This is a genomic window from Gardnerella sp. DNF01199S, from assembly GCF_049244155.1.
In the GTDB taxonomy this organism is placed as follows: Bacteria; Actinomycetota; Actinomycetes; order Actinomycetales; family Bifidobacteriaceae; genus Bifidobacterium; species Bifidobacterium piotii.
In genome coordinates, this window is sequence record NZ_CP058380.1 from 171,817 (window position 1) to 191,784 (window position 19,968).

At 37.6% G+C, this 19,968-nt stretch carries 19 protein-coding genes; 9 read left to right on the forward strand and 10 right to left on the reverse strand.

Annotation, left to right across the window (positions count from 1 at the left end; genetic code table 11):
• Positions 1-47 precede the first annotated feature (47 nt).
• The 8 genes from HXT45_RS00750 to rpmH form a co-directional block, all read right to left on the reverse strand.
• The gene (locus tag HXT45_RS00750; protein ID WP_116689881.1) at positions 48-1,412 is read right to left on the reverse strand and encodes a ParB/RepB/Spo0J family partition protein; all 1,365 of its coding nucleotides are present in this window, start codon (positions 1,410-1,412) and stop codon (positions 48-50) included.
• A gap of 2 nt (positions 1,413-1,414) precedes the next feature.
• Positions 1,415-2,362, reverse strand: coding sequence for a ParA family protein (locus HXT45_RS00755; RefSeq protein WP_004131167.1), 948 nt, complete (start codon positions 2,360-2,362; stop codon positions 1,415-1,417).
• A 280-nt stretch (positions 2,363-2,642) separates the two neighbouring features.
• A complete protein-coding gene (gene rsmG / locus HXT45_RS00760) occupies positions 2,643-3,350 on the reverse strand; it encodes a 16S rRNA (guanine(527)-N(7))-methyltransferase RsmG (protein WP_421781869.1) in 708 nt (235 codons plus the stop codon).
• Positions 3,351-3,445: 95 nt separating this feature from the next.
• Positions 3,446-4,024, reverse strand: a complete 579-nt coding sequence (locus tag HXT45_RS00765) for a protein jag (protein WP_016635500.1) — start codon at positions 4,022-4,024, stop codon at positions 3,446-3,448.
• Positions 4,025-4,164: 140 nt separating this feature from the next.
• A complete protein-coding gene (gene yidC / locus HXT45_RS00770; RefSeq protein ID WP_116689879.1) occupies positions 4,165-5,175 on the reverse strand; it encodes a membrane protein insertase YidC in 1,011 nt (336 codons plus the stop codon).
• On the reverse strand, positions 5,175-5,495 hold the full coding sequence (gene yidD, locus HXT45_RS00775) for a membrane protein insertion efficiency factor YidD (RefSeq protein WP_004131171.1): 321 nt from the start codon (positions 5,493-5,495) through the stop codon (positions 5,175-5,177). Before yidD ends, yidC begins: the two co-directional genes overlap by 1 nt.
• 17 nt (positions 5,496-5,512) lie before the next feature.
• A complete protein-coding gene (gene rnpA, locus HXT45_RS00780) occupies positions 5,513-6,064 on the reverse strand; it encodes a ribonuclease P protein component (RefSeq protein ID WP_004131172.1) in 552 nt (183 codons plus the stop codon).
• 20 nt (positions 6,065-6,084) lie between these two features.
• A complete protein-coding gene (rpmH, locus tag HXT45_RS00785) occupies positions 6,085-6,219 on the reverse strand; it encodes a 50S ribosomal protein L34 (RefSeq protein ID WP_004114029.1) in 135 nt (44 codons plus the stop codon).
• 430 nt (positions 6,220-6,649) lie between these two features.
• On the opposite strand from rpmH, the gene dnaA reads away from it, so the two are divergent.
• From dnaA to HXT45_RS00820, 7 genes are all read left to right on the forward strand, one after another.
• A complete protein-coding gene (gene dnaA, locus HXT45_RS00790; RefSeq protein ID WP_004131174.1) occupies positions 6,650-8,386 on the forward strand; it encodes a chromosomal replication initiator protein DnaA in 1,737 nt (578 codons plus the stop codon).
• Between the two features lie 417 nt (positions 8,387-8,803).
• Complete coding sequence (dnaN, locus tag HXT45_RS00795) at positions 8,804-9,922, forward strand: DNA polymerase III subunit beta (protein ID WP_004131176.1); 1,119 nt, start codon at positions 8,804-8,806, stop codon at positions 9,920-9,922.
• Positions 9,923-9,957: 35 nt separating this feature from the next.
• The gene (gene recF / locus HXT45_RS00800) at positions 9,958-11,325 is read left to right on the forward strand and encodes a DNA replication/repair protein RecF (RefSeq protein ID WP_115761432.1); all 1,368 of its coding nucleotides are present in this window, start codon (positions 9,958-9,960) and stop codon (positions 11,323-11,325) included.
• The gene (locus HXT45_RS00805; protein WP_004131181.1) at positions 11,322-11,813 is read left to right on the forward strand and encodes a DciA family protein; all 492 of its coding nucleotides are present in this window, start codon (positions 11,322-11,324) and stop codon (positions 11,811-11,813) included. Before recF ends, HXT45_RS00805 begins: the two co-directional genes overlap by 4 nt.
• Positions 11,814-11,963: 150 nt before the next feature.
• On the forward strand, positions 11,964-14,039 hold the full coding sequence (gyrB, locus tag HXT45_RS00810; RefSeq protein WP_004131183.1) for a DNA topoisomerase (ATP-hydrolyzing) subunit B: 2,076 nt from the start codon (positions 11,964-11,966) through the stop codon (positions 14,037-14,039).
• A 68-nt stretch (positions 14,040-14,107) separates the two neighbouring features.
• Positions 14,108-16,744 (forward strand): DNA gyrase subunit A, encoded by a 2,637-nt coding sequence (gene gyrA / locus HXT45_RS00815; protein WP_115794103.1) that lies wholly within the window; start codon positions 14,108-14,110, stop codon positions 16,742-16,744.
• On the forward strand, positions 16,737-17,228 hold the full coding sequence (locus HXT45_RS00820) for a DUF3566 domain-containing protein (protein WP_004131188.1): 492 nt from the start codon (positions 16,737-16,739) through the stop codon (positions 17,226-17,228). The genes gyrA and HXT45_RS00820 overlap by 8 nt, the downstream gene beginning before the upstream one ends.
• A 116-nt stretch (positions 17,229-17,344) precedes the next feature.
• Here the strand turns inward: HXT45_RS00820 and mscL are convergent, their stop codons facing one another.
• Positions 17,345-17,755: a large conductance mechanosensitive channel protein MscL gene (gene mscL / locus HXT45_RS00825; protein ID WP_018639874.1), complete on the reverse strand. Its 411-nt coding sequence runs from the start codon at positions 17,753-17,755 to the stop codon at positions 17,345-17,347.
• 49 nt (positions 17,756-17,804) lie between these two features.
• Entirely contained in the window at positions 17,805-18,503 is a 699-nt protein-coding gene (locus HXT45_RS00830; RefSeq protein WP_018639876.1) for a phosphatase PAP2 family protein, read from the reverse strand.
• 211 nt (positions 18,504-18,714) lie between these two features.
• On the opposite strand from HXT45_RS00830, the gene HXT45_RS00835 reads away from it, so the two are divergent.
• Together HXT45_RS00835 and HXT45_RS00840 are read left to right on the forward strand one after the other, a co-directional pair.
• The gene (locus tag HXT45_RS00835; protein ID WP_421781874.1) at positions 18,715-19,407 is read left to right on the forward strand and encodes an FhaA domain-containing protein; all 693 of its coding nucleotides are present in this window, start codon (positions 18,715-18,717) and stop codon (positions 19,405-19,407) included.
• 33 nt (positions 19,408-19,440) lie between these two features.
• Positions 19,441-19,968: an FHA domain-containing protein FhaB/FipA gene (locus tag HXT45_RS00840; RefSeq protein WP_004131195.1), complete on the forward strand. Its 528-nt coding sequence runs from the start codon at positions 19,441-19,443 to the stop codon at positions 19,966-19,968.

A 19,968-nucleotide genomic window follows, 5' to 3' on the forward strand; every position in this document is an offset into this window, starting at 1 on the left:
ACAATAACCCCCAATAGTTGTATTAACAGCTTATTGGGGGTTTATTATTAGTCTTTTTTATCTACTAAAATATTGACTATTCGATGCAGTTCTTCTGGAGAAGAAAATACGATTTCGATTCTTCCGTGATTTTCGCTTCCCTTAATGGCAACTTTTGTGGAGAATCTATCTTCAATCTGCTTTCTAATTGGCGAAGATGCCCACTTGTTGTTTCTTTTAACTCTAGTTCTTCTAGAAGAATCGTCTCCATTGTCTACTTTAATCGAAACAATTTCTTCCGTACTGCGAACCGATAAACCTTCTGCAATAATGCGCTTTGCAAGAGCTTCCATTTCTTCTGTAGAAGCTAATGCAAGAAGAGCACGAGCGTGACCTGCAGAAAGCACTCCCGACGCAATATGCTTTTGCACGCTGGCTGGCAAATTCAAAAGTCGCAAGGTGTTTGCGATTTGCGGACGAGACTTAGAAACGGACTTAGAAAGCTGAATTTGCGTAAGTCCAAAATCATCAATCATTTGAGCATAAGCTGCAGCTTCTTCTAGCGGATTTAATGCAACTCTGTGCAAATTCTCCAAAAGCGCATCCCTAAGCATGTTTTCATCCGAAGTGGTTCTAACGATCGCTGGAATCTTTTTAAGACCTGCTAACTGTGTTGCTCTCCACCTTCGCTCGCCCATTATTAACTCATAATGAGCATTGTGTAAATCATCTTTACTTACATCCTTGATTTTTCGCACAACAATCGGCTGCAAAACTCCAACCTCTTTGATTGAAGCAGATAATTCTTGAAGTTCTTCTTCGTCAAAAATTGTACGCGGCTGATGAGCATTTGGAACAATATCTCTCGGCTCTAAATACTCTAAATACCCACCTTCAATAGGCTTTAGCTCTTGCGTTTGACTTGTTTGCTTATCTTGCGATATTTTTTCTGCAACTTTATTTTTATCATTATCTTCGTTCTTTTGCTTTGAAGAAACAAATGACTTAGAAGCAGAATCACCAAAGAAAAAGTCAATTGGCCTTGTAACGTCATCAATTGACGGCATAGAAGTTCGCTTTGCCGAATGCTTGTTTTTGCTAGCGATTGACGGCACTGTTTCACGTGAAACAGAAGTATTTTCCCCAAATTTTTGGCTTAAATGCGGGGAAATTGAGTCATCAACGCTAGGAACTTTGGCGGTCTTTTTGACAAACACTTTGGTTTCACGTGAAACATTTTTTTGCGTATTTTTATCTACTATTTTACTGTCTGTTTCACGTGAAACAGTGCTCGAAGTGTCATTACTCTCTAATGTTTCATGTGAAACATCTTCAATCTTTTTGTTAGCAAATTCGTCTAAACTATCTTCTCCAGGAAGTGCAGGGAATAATGCACCCAATCCTTTACCCAAACGCGATTTACTTGCACTCATCACTAATTACCCTCTCTTTTTGAATCAATAACAGACAAAATTACGTCAGACTTATTAGCTATCTCAAATGCAGCTTCTCTATAAGACACAGCACCTGTTCCATGCGGATCGTAGGTTATAACACTTTGATTAAAACTTGGCGCTTCTGGAATCTTAACAGTTCGCGGAATAGTGGTATTAAGAACAATATTTGGATAATGATTTTTAACTTCTTGAAAAACTTCCCTACCAAGAAGAGTTCGCTTATCAAACATTGTTACAAGCATTGTAGAAACAACAAGCGCAGGATTATAGTGCTTTTGAACCAAACCAATTGTTCTAATCAACTGACCTAAGCCTTCAAGAGCATAGTATTCCGCTTGAATCGGAATTAGCATCTCGTGCACAGCACACATTGCATTAATTACTAAAAGACCGAGAGAAGGTGGGCAATCAATAAAAACATAATCGTAATGTTCGCTGCTAGAGCTTAAAAACTCATCAATCGCGTTCTTAAGAAGATTATTCCTATCTTCCATTTGAGCAACTTCTAATTCAGCACCACTTAACTCAATCGAAGCTGGAACAACATCTAGCCCTGCAATATCTGGGCATTCTTGTTTAACATCGGCAATAGTCTTTCTTCCTTCAATAACATCATAAATAGAAGGATCTGCGGAAGAATGTGGTATATTCATTGCCGTAGAAGCATTACCTTGCGGATCCATATCAATCAATAAAACTTTCGAGCCGCCAACAGCCATCGCTGCCGACAAATTCACAGCGGAACTGGTTTTTCCAACTCCGCCCTTTTGATTCGCAACCGCAATAAAACGTGTAGTCTTCGGTTTAGGGAATACAACGCCATCAATAGCGTGGAAGCGACTGGTTATATCTGCCAACTCACTGCCCAAGGAAGATCCAGAATCCCCAAAAATACGTTTAATTGTATCTTCTGCTGATTCCACCATTCACACCACCCCGCCCACCTATGGGAAATTACCAAACTTAACCAATTTAACCGTAGTATTTTCAAGTTTCCTTTCTTCTATGGACATAAAACACCATAAAAATTGCAGAAAATACTACAAAAATATTATAAAAACACACCGTTTCACGTGAAACATATAACATCTTTATTCAGTTTCACGTGAAACATTCAATGAAAGTTAACACAACAAAATAATTGCGCATAAAAGCACAGAACTAAATCACAAAACTTAAATCAGCCTTTATCATCAGCCTTTATCATCAGCCTTTATCAATTATTACAACACTTGTTGATTGAAGGCCTTTAGCAACAGGGGTATCAACTACTCTAGGATTTAACCCTTTTACTTTTTTAATCATCTTTTCAGCCTTATCAATCTCCGCTTGTGCAGATTTTCCTTTTAACGCGATTAGCTGACCATTCTTCCCTAATAGCGGAATGGTCCAGCCGGCCAATTTTGTCATAGGCGCAACAGCTCTACATGTAACTACGTCAAAGGCTGGAATTTCGTGAGACTTAACTTTAGCAATAACTTCGTCTGATCTTCCATGAAAAACTGTAACATTTTTTAAGTCCATAACATCTACGCATTCTTTTAACCAAAGAACTCGTCTTTCCATTGGTTCAATTAATGTTACTTTGCAATCTGACAAACAAGCAGCAACAACAATTCCTGGAAAACCTCCGCCGCTCCCAACATCTGCGATGGATTTTTTATTTGACTTTTCAACTGCTTTTTTAACAAATGGAACAACTGCGGCCGAATTTAGAATATGCCTTTCCCAAAGAATATTCATATCCCTTGGGCCAACAAGGCCGCGAACCAATCCCTCTTCCTTAAGTTTCACGTGAAACATCTTACATTTATCAAGAGCATTGCCTAAGACTTCGCTCAACAAAGGGGAGTTATCTAATTCATCTACATTGTTTTCATCTACATTGTTTTGTAAATTGTCAGCCTGTTCCATATCTAAAATCTTTTCCGCAAATCAGCCCTTCAAACAAAAAATAACACAACAAAACATTTTTGTTCTATTGTGTTACTTTTTGTTTAAGCTAATTGCTACTCTGTATATTCTTCGTCCAACTCTACGTCTACATCATCCATGTCTACATCCACATCTTCATCTAAATCATCGTCTTCAATGGCACTTGCAGGCATATAAACAGTAACGTAGCGGTGTGGTTCTTCTCCATGAGACCTAGACCTTAAACCTTCTTCTCTAACTGTATCGTGAATAACTTTACGCTCAAACGAATTCATTGGCTTCAAATCAACAGAATCACCAGTCTCGCGAACTTCATCAACAGCATCCAACGCAATATCTCGCAAATGTTGACGCTTACGCTTAAGGAACCCATCAACGTCTACAATTAAGTGCGATCTTTCACCAGTTTTTTGCTGAACAGCTAGACGGCTCAATTGTTGCAAAGCATCAACAACCTCTCCATCTCTACCAATCAAATGCTTAATGTCGGAATCATCATCCGCAACAATTTGAATCATTGGCCTATTGTTGCGAACGCCCATTTCAATATCGCCTTCGTAGTCGGCAATATCTAAAAGTCCTTCTAAGTAATCGGCAGCTATATCAGCTTCCTCATTGAGCTGGTCAATGCTCCTGGTCTCGTCTTGTGCCATTTACATACTCCTTAATTTCAATAAATGTCAAGAATCACAATTCTGTGTACAGTTTAACTGAAGATAAATCCAAATTTATAAATTATTTTAATAATTTTAATAAATCTAATAAATAAATTCACATTTACCTTGTTTTTACATTATTTACTTGTTTTTCGCTTGCGATTAGGCTGCTTACGTTGGAATCCTTCTGATTCTCTGCGCTTAGCTTCTTCTCGAGCCTGTTGAAGCTTTTCTTCTTCAATAGAAGGCAAACCTTCGCGCTTTCTGCGCTCGGATTCTTTTTTGTAATCGCGCTTTTCTTTTTCCTCGGCTGCAGGAGAGCCAGGAGTTGGGAAAGCGTACACCTGCCAAATAGAGCGAAGCATATTCATAATGTTGTTTACAAGCCAATAAACAAGCATTGCAAATGGAAGAGCAAATGCAGAGAAAACGTAGATTAATGGGAATCCCCACATCATAAGTTTTTGCATCGTATACTGGGGACCCTGCTTCGATTCTGGCGGGAGATTCTTACGAATATTGTTAAATTGCATGTACCACATTGCAGCACACATCAAAATAACAAAGATTACAATAACGACTTTTCCGCCTGCTTGAACCGTCATAAACGTGTCGGAAACACCAACACCAAACACATGCGTTTTAACGAATTGCTGTGCTGTAGCAACATCAAAAGCACCAAGAGCAGCATGCTTTCCTCTAGCAATAAATGGAATAACAGAAAGCGTATACCAAATACTCATAAATGCTGGGCCTTGAATCATCATTGGCAAGCAGCTTCCAGCAGGATTTGCGTTATTCTCCTGATACAGCTTCATCATTTCTCGCTGCATGGCTTCTTTGCTAGAAGAATCGTTTTTACCCTTATACTTTTGCTGTATTTTCTTCATTTTAGGAGCGATCGCTTGCATATTGCGCATACCTTTAATGCTTTTTATAAAGGCAGGGAATATGCACGCGTGCACAACAAGCACAAGAAAGACGATTGAAAGAACCCAGGAGAATCCAATTTCATTCATTCCAATAAGAACAAATAGCTTGTGGAAAAGCGCCATTACTTGAGTCATAAGCCACTCAACTGGCGTAAGGATTTTATAGAACCATCCCCAAATTCCATTATCAAGTAAAAAGTGGTCTTGATTAAACATTAGTTTTCCTTGTCTTGATCAGCCAAGGGAGTTAACCGTGGCTCTTCATGCGCTTTGGACCAAGCGCAACGATAAAAAATTGAATATTTGCGTGGTACATCGTCAATACTGCAGCTGGTCCATGGTCTACAGCGCAATAGTCGCAAAGCAGCTAGGATACCGCCCTTAAACGCTCCATAGCGGCTAATTGCTTCAATAGCATACCTTGAGCAAGTTGGGTAGTATCGGCAGCAAGCTGGTCTATTAGCAGAAATCGCGCGTTGATACCAGCGAATCGCTTTTATAATCAAATTCGCTACAACACTTTTTCTGCTATTCATAGCTGTATCACTATTCCTTAAACCAACTTATTGTTGTTTTCGCCGATTTTCAACGATTCTGATGGTTGATTTAGTTGGCATTCTTGGTGTTCTTCTTGCGCTATTTGCTGGCTTTGATTTTGAACAATTTTGGTTATTTTCTCAAAAATCTTTTTAACCTGCTCATTTAATGATTCAAACGATGCACTAGCAGCAGTAGATTTAGCTCTTAGAACTACGTCACAACCATTTGGAAGTAACGATTGATGCTGTTTTGCTATTACTCTAAAGCGTCTTTTTACTTTATTTCTAATAACAGCTTTTCCTACGCTTTTAGATACAGCAAGCCCTAGCCTTAAGTCAGCTTCATTTTGTTGAGGCTGATTTAAGGTACCACAAAATGCCGCGGGTGTATTACCATCACGACCCGTGGCAATCTGATTCAGACTTGTTTTTTCGCCTTCGTTAAGCGCGTTTAACACGGCTATACCGCCACGCATGTTGTAATGCGCGACGATATCCCGTGAACACACCTTGCGTCGTTTTTTGAGCACCGCAACAAAATCGCGATGGCTTTTCAGCCTATCCATGCTTTACGACGCGCCCCATCTCAGGCAGATAGTGTCTTACGGCCCTTGGCGCGACGACGATTAATCACTGCGCGGCCAGCACGCGTACGCATGCGAACGCGGAAGCCGTGCTTCATGTGACGACGACGGTTGTTAGGCTGGAATGTCCTCTTCATAACTAACGCTCCTGTATTTAGCCATGCAAAAGCACGGCTCCGTATGAGTCAAGCTATACTAAATTACTATTACCCCTCACCAATAGTCAAAAAACTTTTGATTAAACGTGTTTATAAGTACGCTTTAATAAGTCAAATTTTTCAACACCGTAAAATTTTCTGTACCATTTTCACTAAATCAAACAACTTGTAAAAGCCTTGAAAAATGTGGATTAAAAGCTTTTATCTTATCCACAAATTACACACATGTTATTCACAATTAAGTATTTTCAACACGCGAGGCTGTGGATAACTTCTTAGGGTCGGAGTAAACATATTCTACTAGCACTCTTTACGCGCGCGAATGGATATGTATCTCTGTTTTGCATATCTGTTTTGTCTAAGCGTAAAGAATCAAATAAATGTTTCTGCAAGTTTATGGGGGTGTAGCATGACGGATTCTTTTAGCGATCCAAATGCGCAAGCCACTATTGTGTGGTCAAATACCCTTGCAGTATTGCGTCATAATGCCCTTTTAAGCAACCGCGATAAAAGCTGGTTTGAAAGCGTAAAACCTGAATCTATTTTTGGAACTACTATTGTTCTTTGCGTCTCTAATATAGAAACACAGCAAGCTTTGCAAAATGAGCTTAGTTCAGCTCTTCTTACATCATTAAAAATTTGTACTGGAAAAGATATGTTTCCAGCATTTAAGATTGTTTCTCAATCAGAAAATAACAATACTTCAACTAACAGTGCAGCCGCTAACATCAATGCCACTAACAGCACTTCCGATTTAAGCAATCTTAATCAAAATGTAAACGAGACTTCCCGAGTATTTTCAACATCTTTAGAAGAAAATACAAACGTTAATTCAGACTTATCTTCTTCTAAAAGCAACTCTTTAGAGAACGTAAAATCAAATTTTGGCGCACAATCTGTTGAAAATACTAACAATCTTGTAAACACTAATAGCGTTGAAAATGTTGGTTCATCTAGCAATACTCCTATTCAAAAAGATTTTGACTACGCAACCGGCTTAAATACCATGCAAAACACTGGTTTAGATGTTTCTGGTATTAATTCTGGTATTAATAATCCGCAAGCAAAAATTCCTTCTTCAATAAAAAGGGATCCCGTTACTCACTTAAATACTTGCGCAACTTTTGATACTTTTGTTCCTGGAGATTCTAATCGTTTTGCGCGCACAGTTGCTTTAGCTGTTGCAGAAGGCTCTGGAAAAGACTTTAATCCTTTATGTATTTACGGCGGATCTGGTTTAGGTAAAACACATTTGCTTAATGCTATTGGCAATTATGCTCTTGTTAAGGATTCTTCACTTAAGGTTCGTTATATTACAAGCGAGGAATTTACTAACGAATTTATTGAGGCTTTACAAAACACAAGTCAAAATCAGGGTCAAATCGCTAATTTTAATAGGCGCTTCCGCGAAGTTGATGTTCTTTTAATCGATGACATTCAGTTTTTGGGAGGAAAAGAAGCAACTCTGGAACAATTCTTCCATACTTTTAATGCTCTTTATCAAGCAAGTAAAAGAATTGTTATTGCTTCTGATGTTGCTCCTAAAAATCTTAGAGGATTTGAATCAAGACTTATTTCTAGATTTGAGTCTGGCTTAACTGTTGATATTAAGCCGCCTGATTTAGAAACCCGAATAGCCATTCTAAGAATGATGGCATTAATGAATAATTCTAACGTCCCTAGCGATGTTCTAGACCTTATTGCGGAGCGTTTTACAGAGAATATCCGTGAGCTTGAAGGTGCTTTAACTAGAGTTACAGCCGTTGCATCTTTAAGTAATCAACCTGTGAGCAAAGCCTTGGCAGAACAAGCTTTACAAGACTTCTTTGCTTCCGATATTGAAATTCGTCCAACAGATATTATTGGTCAAGTTGCTAAGTACTTCCATATGACTTTTGACGAGATTGTTGGCAGATCTAGAACTAAGAATGTTGCTTTGGCACGTCAAATTGCAATGTATTTAGCTAGAGAAATGACAAGTATGAGTCTTGTTGATATTGGCGAAGTCTTTGGCGGCCGCGATCACACGACTGTTATGCATGCTTATACGCGCATTAGCGGAGAGATGCAAGAAAAGCAGGAAATCTATAACTATGTTATGGAATTAACTGTTCGATTAAAGCAAAATCCTACGAATAAAAAGTAGTTTTACACAAATCTATACAACTCTGTTAATTAAAATAAAAAAAGTTATCCACATAGTTAGTCACAAATGTGGTTAAACCCTGCGAATAAGTAGTGGAAAACGCCGTTAAAAAAGTGAATAAACTGTTTATAAAGCCGCTCAAAATGTGGATTAATGAAAAAATAGCTTTGAATGTGGATAACTCGACTCTTTTTGCACACAATTACTCATAGGTTATCCACATTTTTCTTATGTGGATAATGGCTTTAACAAAGCTTTTCTAGTCACATGTTAACATTTCCACATTGCTTATTACTATTATTACTTTATTTTTGAATAATAATAATATTTTTTATTAACGATTAGCACTTATTTCTAAATTAGATTTTCATTAGCCAATGAGATAGAATAAACACAGTTTTACTGAAATGAGGAAATATGAAAGTTGAAGTTAATTCCGCTTCTTTTGCAGACGCACTATCTTGGACTACTCGCGTTATAGATAATCGTCCAGCAAATCCTATTCTTGCTGGCTTAAAGCTAGAAGCAAAAGACGGAACTTTGCAGCTTTGCGCATTTAACTATCAACTTTCTAGTCGTCATCACGTTGAAGCGGGTGTAGATGAAGCAGGGAGTGTGCTCGTTTTAGGCAGACTACTTGCAGATATAACAAAATCTTTGCCAGCAGAAAAAACATATTTATCTTCTAACGAAACAACTCTTACAATTACTTCTGGAAAGTCAACATTTACTTTGCAACTTATGCCAGAAGGAGAATATCCAGATTTACCAGAAATTCCTTCAAAACTTGGTCAAGTAGATGCTCCTACTTTTGTTCAGGCTGTAAATCAGGCTTCTGTAGCAGTTTCTAGAGAAGAAGATAGGCCAGTTCTAACAGGAATTCATGCTCATTTTGAAGACGATACTGTTACTTTTACAGCTACTGACAGATATCGTCTTGCTCGTTCCACTTTTAAGTGGACTCCAGAACATAGCGATATAAATACTTCAACTCTTATTAAGGGAAGCATTCTTAAAGATATTTCGCGCTCTGTTGACGAACATCAAAATGTTGTTATTAACTTAAACGAGCAAGAACCTTCTATTCTAGGATTTGAAAATTCTGGAAGAGTTAGCACTTCTCAACTTATTGATGGAGAATTTCCTTCTGTAGATCGTCTTTTTGTTGACGAGTATCCTATTCACGCAATTATTAATCGACAAATGCTTATTAACGCAATTAAACGCGTTGCTATTGTTGCAGAAAAAGATGCTCCAATCTACATGTCTTTTGCGGAAGATGAACTCACTCTAAGTGCTGGAAACGACAGTGAATCTAAAGCAAAAGAAATTATTGACATAGATATGGATGGTCAAGATATTATTGTTGCTTTTAATCCTAACTACTTGATTGAAGGATTAAGCGCTATTAGTGAGCCATTTATTCACGCTAAAATCACGTCTGCTGTTAAGCCTGTTGAATTTAACGGTCAACAAGAAGCAGATGGAGATGAATCAATGAATTACAGATATCTTGTTGTTCCAATGCATCCTTAAAACAAATACTTATAACGAATAACGTAGCCAAATAAATGTATGTTTCAAAGCTTGCATTAGACCATTTTCGCTCGTGGAGTAGTTGTGTACTCGACTTTTCCCCCAAAATGAATGTTCTAGTAGGTTCAAACGGTTTAGGTAAAACTAATGTTGTTGAATCGTTAGAAGTTATTTCAACAGGAACAAGTCATAGAGTATCTTCTTTAACGCCATTAATAGAGATAAATCATAATTGCGCTACAATACGAGCAAATGTTAAGGATTTTAGCAATACTTGCAATATCAATACTTTAGATGGTTCAGATAATTTAGATAATTTAGACGAAACAACATTTGAGCTAAGCATTAATCTAAAGGGTGCTAATAGAGCAAGGATTAATGGTAAAAAATCTCTATATATGAAAGATATAGTTGGCTTAGTTCCTTGTGTTTCTTTTACTCCAAGAGACCAAAATTTGATTGTTTCAGATCCTACTGTTAGAAGAACATTCATTGATCAAGCTGGAGCATTATTAATACCAAACTATTTGCCTATTTTGCAAGAATATAATCATATTGCAAAGCAGCGTTCTGCACTATTAAAAAGTTTATCTAATAATTATTCACCAAATTCAATGAATAATTACAATACGGTTTCTGATTTAGAAGTATGGACTGCTAAGTTTATTGAAACTGGAATAATTCTTACAAAATTACGCAAACAAATAATAGAGTTACTTAATAATGTTTTTTCAAATATTGTTAAACATCTTTCTAACTCATCTAATTTTGCTTCAATCGAATATAATCCTTCTTTTAGTGAGATTGATTTTAGCGAAAATAATTTTGAAGACGATTTTGAAGAAAGTAATGATAATTCTATTAGACTTGCGATTAGTGAGCATTTTCAAAGAATTTATAATGGAGAAGTTGCAAGAGGATACAATCTAATAGGGCCTCATCGAGACGATTTTACTATATTGCTTAATGATTATAATGCAAAAGAATTTGCTTCAAACGGTGAATCCTGGACTCTTGCATTAGCATTAAAAATGGCTTTATTTAAGTCATTAGAAAAAAAGAATGAAAAAAAACCTATTGTTATTTTAGATGATGTTTTTGCACAACTAGACGAGTCTAGAAGAAAACAAATTTTAGAATTTGCAAAAAATCAAGATCAAGTTTTTATTACTGTTGCGTCTTTAAGTGATATACCAAAAGATAAAAGTGTGTTGGAAAACTCGATTATTGATGTATCTAAAATAGCAAAAAATCAAAATGAAGATGACTCTAACTCTTTAGAAAACAATATTGATATTAGTCATAAAATTTTATTGGAAAATATTGTTAATAGTCGTAAAAATAGTGTTGATTATATTGAAAATAACCAAAATAAATCTACTGACTTAGGGGATATTAGATGAAAATTCCCGTAAATAAAATACTAAAATTAGATACAAGAAAGCTCCCAGAACTAATTTTTACGCCTATTAAAAAGAAAGCAATAAAAAAGGTAGTTAACGAGCAGAATGCTTATAAAGCTTTAGAAAGTTTTGGAAAACCTGGTAGAGATCCACAAAATCTTTATTCTTTACTTGCAAATTTTGCTAATCAAAACAATTGGAATGAGCAACTTTCTATAGCAAAAATGCGCGAAGATTGGTGGAAAATAGTTGGAAAAAGCGCATCATTGAATTGTTATATAGACAAAATAAAAGATGGCGTTTTAATTGTTAGAACAAAATCAAATGTTTGGTATACGCAACTTAGCTATTGCAAGCCTATGCTTGAGAAAAAAATATTTGAATATTCTAAGAATATTAATATTAAAGAAGTCAAAATAGTTGGCCCATCTTTGCAAAAAACAGGCAAAAAATCAATAAACAGTAGGTTTAATATTAAGAATCACTAATAATGGCTCTTAATAAAGAGCGGTCATTATGCATGTGTAGAATGTTATGTAATATAGTTAAATCGCTAGAAGACCCTTTTTTGTGCTTTCTAGCGTGTATAGACCTCGTAAATGCCTCTTGGCATGAGGTAATACGGGAAGGGATCTAAAGTGTTAAACACTGAAGATAATTCAATGGAAAATTCTGTTGAAGAACATAAACTAGATGATGCTCAGCTAGATGATTCACTTTCTCCTGAACATTATGATGCTAGTGATCTTCGAGTTCTAGAAGGATTGGAAGCAGTTCGAATTAGGCCAGGTATGTATATTGGTTCAACTGGCCCTAGAGGATTGCATCATCTTGTATACGAGATTGTAGATAATTCAGTTGATGAAGCTTTGGCTGGTTATGCTTCTCACATTGAAGTGACAATTTTGCCAGACAATGCAATAAAAGTTGTGGACGATGGACGTGGTATTCCAGTTGACGAAGTACCAGGCGAAGGTGTTTCTGGTGTTGAAACAGTTATGACTAAGCTTCACGCTGGCGGAAAGTTTGGCGGCGGCGGATACGCTGTTTCTGGCGGCTTGCACGGCGTTGGCATATCTGTTGTTAATGCTCTTTCTACGCGTGTAGAAATCGAAGTTCGTCGTCAAGGATTCCATTGGACTCAAACGTATGTAGATCAGCATCCAACGGCTCCTCTTAAAAAAGGTCAGCCAATGGAAGATGGTGAATCTACGGGAACTTCTGTAACGTTCTGGCCAGATGGCGCAATTTTTGAAACAACTACGTACGATTTTGAAACTTTGCGATCTAGATTCCAGCAAATGGCTTTTCTTAACAAGGGATTGAAGATTTCTCTAACCGATTTGCGTAAACCCGATGAAGCAGGGGATGAAGTCACTGGAGAAAATGAATCAATTAGCGAAGAAAAGCATCAAAGCGTTAGCTACAAGTATGATCACGGAATTAAAGATTACGTTGATTACTTAGTTAAATCTCGTAAAGCTGTTCCAGTAGAGCCAGATGTTATTGATTTTGAGGCAGAAGACCTTGAGATTGGTATTTCTGCAGAAATCGCTATGCAATGGACTGTTGCATATTCGGAAGCGGTGCATACTTTTGCAAATACGATTTCTACTACAGAAGGTGGAACTCACGAAGAAGGATTCCGTGCTGCGCTTACATCTCTTGTAAATCGTTATGCTCGAGAAAAGAACATATTAAAAGAAAAAGATACTAATCTTTCTGGAGACGATGTTCGAGAAGGCTTAACAGCAGTTGTTTCCGTAAAGCTTACAACTCCACAGTTTGAAGGTCAGACTAAAACAAAGCTTGGTAATTCCGAAGCTAAGACTTTTGTTCAGCGAGTTATGACCGAAAAGCTTGGAGATTGGTTCGACGCTCATCCAAGTGAAGCAAAGAACATTATTCAAAAAGCAATTGAAGCATCGCGTGCGCGTCTTGCAGCTAAGAAAGCTCGCGAAAATACTCGTAGAAAGTCAATCTTTGAAACTGCTGGAATGCCAGATAAATTGAAGGATTGCCAGTCTAATAATCCAGAAGAATGCGAGCTGTTTATAGTGGAGGGTGATTCCGCAGGTGGCTCCGCAATTCAAGGACGAGATCCTATTACGCAAGCAATTTTGCCATTGCGCGGTAAGATTTTGAATACTGAGCGCGCATCAATCGACAGAATGATGAAGTCGGAAACTATTGAATCCTTAATCACTGCTGTTGGTGGCGGTTATGGTGAAGATTTTGACTTAAGTAAAGTTAGATATCACAAAGTCATTATTATGGCTGATGCTGATGTTGATGGTGCTCATATTGCTACATTGAATTTAACACTGTTCTTCCGCTATATGCGACCAATGATTACAGCAGGCTACGTTTACGTTGCAATGCCTCCTCTTTATCGCTTGAAGTGGAGCAAGGGTGCGCATGATTTTGTTTATACGGATGCAGAGCGAGACAGAGTTCTTGCAGAAGGTAAAGCTGCAGGCAGACAACTTCCTAAAGGCGAAGGCATTCAGCGATACAAGGGCTTGGGTGAGATGAGCTATCAGGAATTGTGGGAAACAACAATGGACCCTGAGCACAGAATCCTAAAGCAAATTCATATTGAAGATGCTGCTCGAGCTGATGAAACTTTCTCAATGCTTATGGGAGACGAAGTGGAACCTCGTAGGCTCTTTATTCAACGTAATGCTCACGATGCAAGATTTATTGACGCTTAAAAATTGTTAAAAATTGTCAGTAAAAGCATTAAAGCAAATAAACTTAAAGCTAATAAAAAGGAATTACAGTGGTAGACGAAATAAATGCCGCTAATAATAGCGAAGAGCCAGATCAGTTACCTGACGGTTCAATGGAGCCACAAAGCCCGCAAGAAGCAGATAATACGGATTATGGCTTAATGAAGGGTGCTCGCGTAAAGCATATGGATTTGCAACAAGAGATGCGCGAATCCTATCTTGCTTATGCACTTTCTGTTATTGTTGAGCGTGCTTTGCCAGATGTTCGAGATGGCTTAAAGCCAGTGCATCGTCGCGTTATTTACGCAATGTACGATGGCGGATATAGGCCAGATCGCGGATACAACAAGTGCTCTCGTGTTGTTGGCGATGTTATGGGTAAGTATCACCCTCATGGTGATTCTGCTATTTACGACACTTTGGTTCGTATGGCTCAATCTTGGTCAATGCGATACTTGCTTGTTGATGGTCAAGGAAACTTTGGATCCCCAGGTGATGATCCTGCAGCAGCAATGCGTTATACAGAATGCCGTATGGCGCCTCTTGCTATGGAAATGGTTCGAGATATTGACAAAGATACTGTTGATTTCTTGCCAAACTACGATGGAAAAACTCAAGAGCCAACAGTTTTGCCATCTCGTTTCCCAAATCTTTTAGTTAATGGTTCTGCAGGTATTGCTGTTGGTATGGCAACTAATATTCCACCTCACAATATGCGCGAGGTTGCCGATGGCGTACATTGGGCTTTAGATCACCCAGATGCCAGTAATTCCGAGCTTCTAGAAGCATTAATTCAGCGAATTAAAGGGCCTGATTTTCCTACTGGAGCAACAATCTTAGGCCACAAGGGAATTGAGCAAGCGTACCGCACTGGTCGCGGATTAATTACAATGCGCGCTGTTGTTAATACCGAGGAAATTAAGGGACGTATGTGCTTGGTTGTTACTGAGCTTCCATACCAAGTTAATCCTGATCGTTTAGCTGCTTCTATTAGAGAAGCTGTGCGAGACGGTAAGATTCAAGGCATTGCAGATATGCGCGATGAAACGTCTGGCCGTACTGGTCAGCGTTTGGTTCTTGTTCTTAAGCGAGATGCTGTTCCAAAAGTTGTTTTGAACAACTTGTATAAGCATTCGCAATTGCAGCAAACTTTCGGCGCTAACATGCTTGCGCTTGTTGATGGTGTTCCTAGAACTTTGAGCTTGGATGCGTTTATTCGTCATTGGGTAAGTCATCAGCTTGAAGTTATTGATAGGCGTACACGCTACTTAAAGCGCGAGGCAGAAGAGCGAGATCATATTTTGCAAGGCTACTTAAAAGCTTTGGATATGATTGACGAAGTTGTTGCATTAATCAGATCTTCTAAAGATGTTGAAACAGCTCGCACTGGTTTGATGAATTTGCTTGATGTTGATGAAGTTCAAGCAGATGCTATTCTTGCAATGCAACTTCGTAGGCTCGCAGCTTTGGAACGTCAAAAGATTCTCGACGAGCATGAAGAATTAATGCGCAAGATTGAAGATTACAACGATATTCTTGCAAGCCCAGAGCGTCAGCGCAAGATTGTTGGCGATGAGCTTGACGAAATCGTAGCAAAATATGGAGATGAGCGCAGAACTAAGATTCTTCCATTCTCGGGAGAAATGAACGTTGAAGATCTTATTGCCGAAGAAAACGTTGTTGTAACAGTTACTCGCGCAGGCTATATTAAGCGTACAAAAGCAGACGAGTATCGCGCACAACACCGTGGAGGTAAGGGTATTAAGGGCGCAAAGCTTCGTGAAGATGATGTTGTAGATCACTTCTTCTTAACATCTACTCACAATTGGCTTTTGTTCTTCACTAATCGCGGACGCGTTTACCGCATTAAAGCATATGAGCTTCCAGAAGGATCAAGAGATTCTAAAGGTCAGCATGTTGCAAATCTTCTTCAATTTACTCCTGGAGAAACAATTCAAGCGGTATTGTCAATTCAAAATTATGATGTAGCAAAGTATTTGGTTTTGGCAACTCGTTCTGGAAAAGTTAAGAAAACTGCTTTGCAAGAATATGATTCTCCACGACAAGGTGGCTTGATTGCTGTTCGATTAATGACAAACGAAGAAACTGGGGAGCCAACAGACGAGCTGATTGGTGCAGCTTTGTGCAACCCAGAAGATGACATTATTCTTGTTTCTAAACTTGGTATGAGCCTTAAGTTTAGAGCAGATGATGAGCAACTTCGACCAATGGGCCGTCAAACTGCAGGCGTTCAAGGCATGAGATTTAGAGAAGGCGACGAACTGCTGGATATGGATGTTGTGTCGGTAGATACAAGCAAAGATCTTCTTGTTGTTACAAACGAAGGATTTGCTAAGCGTACAGCTATTGAAGAGTATCGTTTGCAAGGAAGAAACGGCTACGGTGTTAAAGCGGTACAGCTTACAGAAGGCCGCGGTTCTTTGGTTGGTGCTTTGATTGTTGAAGAAACAGATCAAGTAATGGCAATTATGAAGTCTGGTAAAGTGATTCGTTCCGACGTTAACGAAGTTAAGCGCACAGGTAGAACCACTCAAGGAGTGACTTTAGCAAAGCCAGATAAGGGTGATGAAATCATCTCGATTGCTCGAAACGAGGAAAGAGATGATGATGAAACTCAAAATGAAGAATCATCAGAAAAAACTATTGGAAGGAACTTAGATGAGTGAAGATTTTGAAGCATCCAATAGCAAAGTTAGTGGAGAATCTAATACTAGTTCTCCAAGAACAGTAGGTGCAACAGCTACGTCTTCTTCTAATGCGTATAGCGTTAGAAAATCTACTCAACCAAGAGCTAGAAGGATGAGTCTTTCCCTAGTTAGAGTAGATGCTTGGAGTGTTGCAAAAGTAACATTTTTGCTAAGTGTTGCTGGCGGAATAATACAAGTTATTGCAGCGGGATTAGTTTGGCTATTTCTAAACATGATTGGTGTTTTTGATCAAGTAACACAGATTGTTTCATCAACAGGCTTAAATAGCAACGGTTTTAACCTTGCAGACGTTTTTTCTTTGCCAACTGTTTTAAGTGCTGTAATAATTTTTTCTGTTGTAGAAATAGTTATTGCAACATTATTATCTGCAATTGGATCTTTGCTTTATAACGTTGTTGGATCATTAGTTGGTGGAATTCACTTAACTCTTGGTGATGACTAAAGCAAAAGCACTTATAATTAATAATTTAATCTCATAAAATTAATCCCCACTAAACTTTAAGTAGATTAGTGGGGATTAGTTTTTATAAAAATCATTTATAAAAATCATTAAACAAACTATTTTTTATAAGATAGATCTCGAATATCTTCCAAAATTTTAATCATTTTTTCTTCGCGATCTTTGCGTTTTTCTTCATCACTCTTTTCTTTTTCAAATTGTAAGAAAGGAAGACCAATCTCCCTTAACTTATTAATAGGAAGAACAATGCAAAAATAAACAGCTGCAGCAACAATAAGGAAGTTTAAGATTGATCCAATAACTGCACCAAAAGAGATTGTTGCACCATTTATTGTTATTGTTAAAACACCATCAAGATCTGGCTTTCCGAAAATTATTGCTATAAGCGGATTAATAATGTTTTTAACAATCGAAGTAACAACGGAAGTTACGGCGCTGCCCATAACAACACCAACCGCCATGTCGATTACGCTGCCACGAGCAATAAATTTTTTAAAACCATTAAACATATAAAATCCCTTCTGCTATTTAATATTTGATGTCTATTTGATATCTATATTATTTTAATTTTCTTAATATTTTGTTGTAAATAAAACTATTACTTTTAGATAGATTAAGAATAGACAAAACAAGTATTGGGTACATTATTGCAGAAGTTAAAACATCACTAGGGAAGTGTGCTGCAACAACAAGTCTAGAAATTGCAACAACAGCAACAATAATAATGCTAACGATTAATCCAAGCCTTAAGAAAGACTTATTTGCAATATAAATAATCATAAGAGCCATTGAACAAATAGCTACTGCTGCTGCAGTGTGACCGCTTGGAAAACTTGGATCTGGTGGAACTTTAATTTTTACACCAATAAATGGCCTAGGTCTATGAACTATGAATTTAACAGCAAAAATATAAATCATTGGCAAAAGGCAAGTCGCAAGCTGTATTAGAGTTATGCGCCAATCTCGTTTTATAAAATAAGAAATAACAGCCAAAATAAAAAGTATAACAATGCATGATTTTGTAGAAAAAACTATTGCAAGCAATTTAGAAAGAGCCATTATAAAAGACGGAGAATAGTTGTGGAAAAATGCTACGATTCCTGCTTCAAAAGATCTTTCTGCACTATTAACAAGCAAAAGTTTTCCAATTAAAGGAACTAAAATCGCAAGAAGTATAACAGTAGAACACTTCTTATTATTAGTTATATAGAACTTTATTTTTTCTAAAAATTCGTAAAGCTTATTTTTTTGATTCATAATTAAAGATTACACTTAGAAATATATAATAAACTTGTAATATTAAATTGGTTTATAAGTTTTATTTGTTTATTTTGCATAATTTTGTAAAAATGTAGTATATAAACAAGTATGTAAATAAATTTAGCAAACGCATGTTTGGTATTTAGATGTGATTTGTACACCGTACGAGGTGACGAGTAATATGAGGAAAAGGTAGAAAGGGTTTACAATGAGCGTGCTTGACAGACTTGAGAAGAGCGTTGAAGGTGCAATGAATGGAGTCTTCGCAAAATTCGGGTCTAAAGACTTGCAACCTGTTGATCTTTCTAGTGCATTAGAGCGAGAAATTGATAACCAGTCTATGCCAATTGATCGCGATCGTACGGTTGCACCAAATGAGTATCACTTTAAGCTTAGTACTCCAGACTTTGATCAGCTTGGTAGTGAAGCTTTAGCAAATGAGCTTGCGGATAATCTTACACAATATGCAAAAAGTCAGCATTATGCTTTTGTTGGCCCAGTTGCAGTTATTTTTGAAGAAGATACTGATTTTACCAAAGGTGATTTCAATTTAACTTCTGATTCTGTTCCAGGAAACGCTGTTCCTGTAACAACTCAAGAGCAGTCAGAAAATCATCCAATGCTGGAGATTAATGGGAATAGGTATTTGTTAACAAAAGATCGCACAATATTAGGCAGAGGTTCTGGTTGCGATATTGTTATTGATGATCCTGGAATTTCTCGTAGACATCTTGGAATAGACGTTACACCAGATGGTGTTATTGCTAGGGATCTTGGATCCACTAATGGTACTTATGTTGAAGGTCATCAAACTCCAGCAGCAACGCTATTAGATGGAAACACTATTACTATTGGGCGCACCCGTATTCTTTATTGGGCTTCGGATCAAGATCAGGAGTAGTAGACGAATACGTAAAGAGATACGAGTACACGCATGATATTAACCGAGTTGACTTTTGCTATACTTAAGTACAGTTTTTTAGTACTTTTGTGGGTATTCGTATGGTTTGCTGTTCGATCTTTACGAAAAGATATTGAAATTTTTAGTCCTAAAAAGTCTAAAGCTTGGAAGAATAAGTCTCATCGCAGACCAAATCCTTCTAATGATGAATCTTTAAGAAATAACAATATTGCTTCTGCTAATTTAGAGAAGAATAATCAAGCTGAAATGCCAACTTTGCTTGTTATTATTGATGGTCCTTTAGCTGGTTCGTCATTCCCGTTGGAGCCTTCTGGCGTAACTCTTGGAAGATCTGCAAACAATACGGTTGTTCTAAATGACGAGTTTGTTTCTTCTCATCACGCGCGCGTGTATTTTAATCAATCTGTAAATTCTTGGGTTCTTGAAGATTTAGGTAGCACTAACGGAACTATGATAGGTCATAGTAGAGTTAATGAACCTGTTGTTTTGCCTCCGCGCAAGTCTGTGCGAATCGGAGCAACAATGTTTGAATTGAGGTAA